This is a genomic window from Albidovulum salinarum (assembly GCF_025673475.1).
Taxonomy (GTDB): domain Bacteria; phylum Pseudomonadota; class Alphaproteobacteria; order Rhodobacterales; family Rhodobacteraceae; genus Albidovulum; species Albidovulum salinarum.
The window spans coordinates 1-4682 of record NZ_JAOVQO010000047.1 but is presented as its reverse complement, the minus strand read 5'-3'; the positions used below and the strand labels follow the sequence as shown (position 1 = coordinate 4682).

At 65.1% G+C, this 4682-nt stretch carries 3 protein-coding genes and 1 pseudogene; 3 read left to right on the top strand and 1 reads right to left on the bottom strand.

The genetic code is table 11. The features are described from left to right. From OEZ60_RS21875 to OEZ60_RS21865, 3 genes and pseudogenes are all read left to right on the top strand, one after another. A pseudogene (locus tag OEZ60_RS21875) lies at positions 1-218 on the top strand (glutamine synthetase); the annotation flags it as partial. Positions 219-384: 166 nt separating this feature from the next. Beyond that, complete coding sequence (locus OEZ60_RS21870) at positions 385-2310, top strand: DUF3604 domain-containing protein (RefSeq protein ID WP_263340939.1); 1926 nt, start codon at positions 385-387, stop codon at positions 2308-2310. Between the two features lie 254 nt (positions 2311-2564). Then, a complete protein-coding gene (locus OEZ60_RS21865; protein WP_263340937.1) occupies positions 2565-3209 on the top strand; it encodes a glutathione S-transferase family protein in 645 nt (214 codons plus the stop codon). 334 nt (positions 3210-3543) lie between these two features. Here the strand turns inward: OEZ60_RS21865 and OEZ60_RS21860 are convergent, their stop codons facing one another. Next, positions 3544-4242 carry a hypothetical protein gene (locus tag OEZ60_RS21860; protein ID WP_263340935.1) on the bottom strand — a complete coding sequence of 233 codons (699 nt, stop codon included), beginning with the start codon at positions 4240-4242 and terminating at the stop codon, positions 3544-3546. Between the last annotated feature and the right edge of the window lie 440 nt (positions 4243-4682).

Genomic DNA, 4682 nt, shown 5'->3' with positions numbered 1-4682 from the left:
ACATCGACATGTACAAGGACGGCCACACCGTCACCGGCGCGCCGAAACTGCCGCTGAACCTGCTCGACGCGATCCGCGCCTACGATCAGGACGAGGAGTTGAAAGAGGCCATGGGCCCCGCCTTCTCCGCCGCCTTCATCAAGCTCAAGACCGAGGAATGGAACGCCTACGCCTCCCACTTCACCCAGTGGGAACGCGACAACACCCTCGACATCTGAACCACCCCCTTCCCTCCCCCCAAACTGCCGCCGCAATCAAATGCGGCGGCCCTTTCTTGCGGGGAACAGGATCGGGCTTGATCGAAATCAGCCGCCCCGACCGACATGCCAGCCAAGATGGGTTTTCTTATCGGCGCTGGCATTTGCGGGAGGAGAATTGATGCTGATGAACCGTCTGTTGACCACGACATCCGCCCTGGTCCTGAGCGGCGCCGCCGCTTTCGCCTTCGAACCAACTCCCGAAGCTTCCAGCCTCACCGAGGCTTTTCCCGGCACCTCCTATTCTCCCTACGCCGATCGCGGCTTCCCCTCGCGCCCGCTCTGGGGCGATACGCATCTGCACACGTCGACCTCGTTCGACGCGGGCGCTTTCGGCAACCGGCTGGACGCGCGCGCCGCATACCGCTTCGCGAAAGGCGAACAGGTGACCGCAACGACCGGCATGGCAGTGAAGCTGTCCCGGCCGCTCGACTTTCTCGTCGTGGCCGACCATTCCGACAACATGGGCCTGTTCGACCTGATCTACGCCCAGGACGGCTCGATCATGGCCGACCCGGAGGGCCGCCGCATCGCGACCATGGTCGCCAACGGCGGCGAGGAGGGCGTGGCCGCGGCGCTGGAGCTGATCGACGCCTACTCGCGCGGCGAGGCGGTATCGCCCGTGTTGGCCGTCGAGTCCGGGAGCAAGCCGTTCCGCTCGGTCTGGCAGCGCCAGATCGCCGCGGCGGAGGAGGCAAACGATCCTGGCGCCTTCACCGCCTTCATCGGCTACGAATGGACCTCGCTCATTCAGGGCGGGAACATGCACCGCGTGGTGATCTACCGCGACGGCGGCGGGAAGGCCTCAATGGTCGACCCCTTCACCACCGAGCCGCCCGCCGGCTCGATCAATCCGCGGGATCTGTGGACCTGGATGGCGAACTACGAGGACCTGACCCGCGGCGACGTGCTCGCGCTGGCCCACAACGGAAACCTGTCCAACGGCATCATGTTCCCCGAGGACGCGCAATACGATGGCACCGCGCTCGATGAGGACTACGTCCGAACCCGCGCCCTGTGGGAGCCGATGTACGAGGCGACCCAGATCAAGGGGGACGGCGAGGCCCATCCCTTCCTGTCGCCCAACGACGAGTTCGCCGACTATGAGACCTGGGACAAGGGTAACCTCAACATGTCGGAGCTGAAGACCGACGACATGCTGGCCGGTGAATACGCGCGCGAAGCACTCAAGACCGGTCTGAAGCTCGAGGCGCGGCTCGGGACCAACCCCTACAAGTTCGGCATGGTCGGCTCGACCGACAGCCACACCTCGCTCGCCACGGCGCAGGAGGACAATTTCTTTGGCAAGCATTCCGGTACCGAGCCGAACCCGGGGCGCCCCGGTCACGTCGTCGGCCAGTTCGGCGACGTCGTCATTCTCGGCTGGGAGCAGGCGGCCTCCGGTCTCGCCGCTGTCTGGGCCGCCGAGAACACGCGCGAGGCTATCTTCGACGCGATGGAGCGCAAGGAGGTCTACGCCACGACGGGCTCGCGGATCGGCGTGCGCTTCTTCGGCGGCTGGGGCTACACCGACGAAGACCTGACGTCCCGCTCACCGGCCTTCGCCGGCTACGGCAAGGGCGTGCCGATGGGCGGCGACCTGCCGGCGGCGCCGGAAAGCGCGGCCGCGCCGACCTTCATGGTCTTCGCGCTCAAGGACCCGATCGGCGGCAATCTTGACCGCATCCAGATCGTCAAGGGCTGGATGACCGCGGATGGCGCGACCGAGGAGAAAGTTTACGACGTCGCCTGGGGCGGCGACCGGGTCCCCGGAGAGGACGGCAAGCTGCCGCCGGTCGGCTCCACCGTGGACGTGGCGCGCGCGTCCTGGACAAACACGATCGGCGCGGCGGAGCTCGGCACGGTCTGGACCGACCCGGACTTCGACCCGGCGGAGCGAGCCTTCTACTACGCCCGTGTCATCGAGATCCCGACGCCGCGCTGGACCGCCTATGATGCCTTCCGCATGGGATCCGAAGTGCCCGAAGAGAGCCCGATGGAGACCCAGGAACGCGCCTATACCTCACCGATCTGGTACACGCCGAAAGGCTGATCGCCGGTTCGGGAATGCGCCGCGCATGGCCGGGGCGTGCGCGAAGCACGGCCCCTTGTCCGAGGACAGACCAAGGCAGCCTGAAGGGTACGGGATATGGGCGGCTATGCCCCCCTTCGACCTTGGCCCGAGCACCCGAGGCGGGCGAATCGAACGGGCGCTGGCGGCGGGAGGCGCGGTTCGAACCGGCATTCGGACATTGTCGCGGCGAGGATGCTATACTCCGGGACGCAGCCACCCAACGGAGTTGACCGGTGTACACCCTCTATTGGCACCCGTGGTCGTCATCCTGCGCGCCGATGGCCGTGCTCAAGGAACTCGGTGTCGGCTTCGATCTGTACGAGGTCGACTACGACGGGGGCGAGACGCGGACGGCCCGGTACCGGAGGCTTCAGCCGCTCGGTCTGATCCCCGCCCTGGGACTCGGCAACGGGCGGTCGATGTTCGAATCCGCCGCGATCATCATCTACCTCTGCGACCGGCACCCCGGGGCCGGGCTTGCGCCGGGTCTCGACGACATCGACAGGGCCGAGTTCCTGCAATGGATGCTGTTCCTGGCCGATACCGTCTATCCGTCCTACAACCGCTACTACCATCCGGACCGCTACACGGCCTCCGCCGACGGAAAGGATGCGGTCAAGGCGCAGGCCCTGACGACGGCCGTGTCGCAGCTCGAGATCGTCGAGCGCCGGCTGGCGGACCACGGGCCGTGGCTGCTGGGCGAGCGGTTTTCGGCCTGTGACATCTACCTCCAGATGATGACGACCTGGCACGACCCGCCGCAGGCGCTGTTCGCGGCGATGCCGAAGCTGCGCGCTCTGGCCCGGGGCGTCACGGAGCGACCCGGATGCCAATGGGCGATCCGGAAGCACAACTTTTCCGTCGGCATAGAGGACTGACTCCGGACCCTCGGCAGAGGCGCGGCTTCGGGCGCCAAGCCGCCCGAACGGGGTGAGGCCCGGCCAAGGGACAATGACATGCCCGAACATCGTGTTGGTACGCTGTGCGGGACCGACCTGCCGTTCGCCGCAACCGCGAGATTTGTCCTGACCTGACGCGGCCTCCCGCAATCCTGCCGGCAAGTGGTCAATCGCCTTGAACGCCCCAGCGCCATCGACGGTCGAACTGGCGAACAACGCGTGGTTCCTTCGTTGATGCTGGAGAGAGAACAGGCAGCCGCACCGAGAACCCCACAAAAGGCGGGGTTCTCGAATGCTTCATGTTTTCGGAATCTCAATCGGCAATCCAGTCGAACCAGGGTTCATGCTGACCGGCGACAAGGCCGTCATGCAGGTTGTCTCCGCAATGCGACGCGAGCCTGAGGGTGAAGGGCGCGCCCGAAGATTCTCCGGTGATGGCGACCGGAATCGCCCGCGGTGTGTCATGTGTGTATGCCGGATCGGTTGCGTCGAAGCGGTCGAAGCGCTGGAATGGATAGGCCCCCCCGATAATCGGGTAGTCAAGGTACAGGGTCACGCTGCCATGGCCGTCCGCATCGGTGATGAATCCGTTCGTGACCTCGGTCCGGGGTGATTTCAGGATTCCCACCGCCTCAGACAGATCAGCGGTCGCAATCAGAGGCGTTGCCCCCGATTTCATCAGCGGACTGCCCCCGAAGCTCTCGCCATCGGGGGTTTTCCCCGCAAGCATCAGCCAGATGGTAAAGAGCGTGTCCGGGCGAGCGTTATCCAGGGTGACGGTGACTTCGGAGGACGCGGCATCCTGCTTCAGCATCAGATGGCCCGTGGCTTCCGCCCAACCGTCGGCCGAGCGGTACCCCTCGACCTGACAATGCTCGGCCACCTTTGCGCTGGCGGAAACGCGGGTGAACCCGCCGTCATAAAGGGTCACCATCTCGGCAGAGGCTGAGGTCGCGGCCAGAAGCATGGCGGAAGACGCAAAGAAATGGGCGCGGTGGCAAAGAAATGACATTACTGTTTCTCCTGTGCTTGTCGTTTCGGTGTCTTCACCCTGACCATGCGCGGTGAAACGCCCGTCGCCTTGGGCGTTAACGGTGCGGGAACTCCGAGTGAGTGCCGTGAAACCGAGCGTGAATTCGCAGGAAACAGGCGTAACACCCGCTCTTTCCGCAAGCTGCGTTCGTCCACGATCTAGCCGTACAAGCAGTGTCAGAGCGTGATCCGATCGGGTCGAACGAAGCATTGGATGCTCATGCGCTATTCTTTGCCTTGGCAAGAATTTGCACCTGCAGGATGCTTCGACTGCACTCGCAGTCTGTTTGGGATCGAACCGGACCATTGCGCGTTGTGCCCCCAAAGACAAAGCCCCCGCGTTGTCGCGGGGGCCTTGCCGTGTTCGGGTCTCGCCGGGCTCAGAGGCTCGGGTAGAGCGGGAAGCGGGCGCAGAGGGTC

What these genes read in the sequence shown, in the direction of transcription:
- OEZ60_RS21860 (WP_263340935.1), bottom strand. Translation starts at nt 4,242, where the DNA reads ATGTCATTTCTTTGCCACCGCGCCCATTTCTTTGCGTCTTCCGCCATG.
- OEZ60_RS21870 (WP_263340939.1), top strand. Translation starts at nt 385, where the DNA reads ATGAACCGTCTGTTGACCACGACATCCGCCCTGGTCCTGAGCGGCGCC.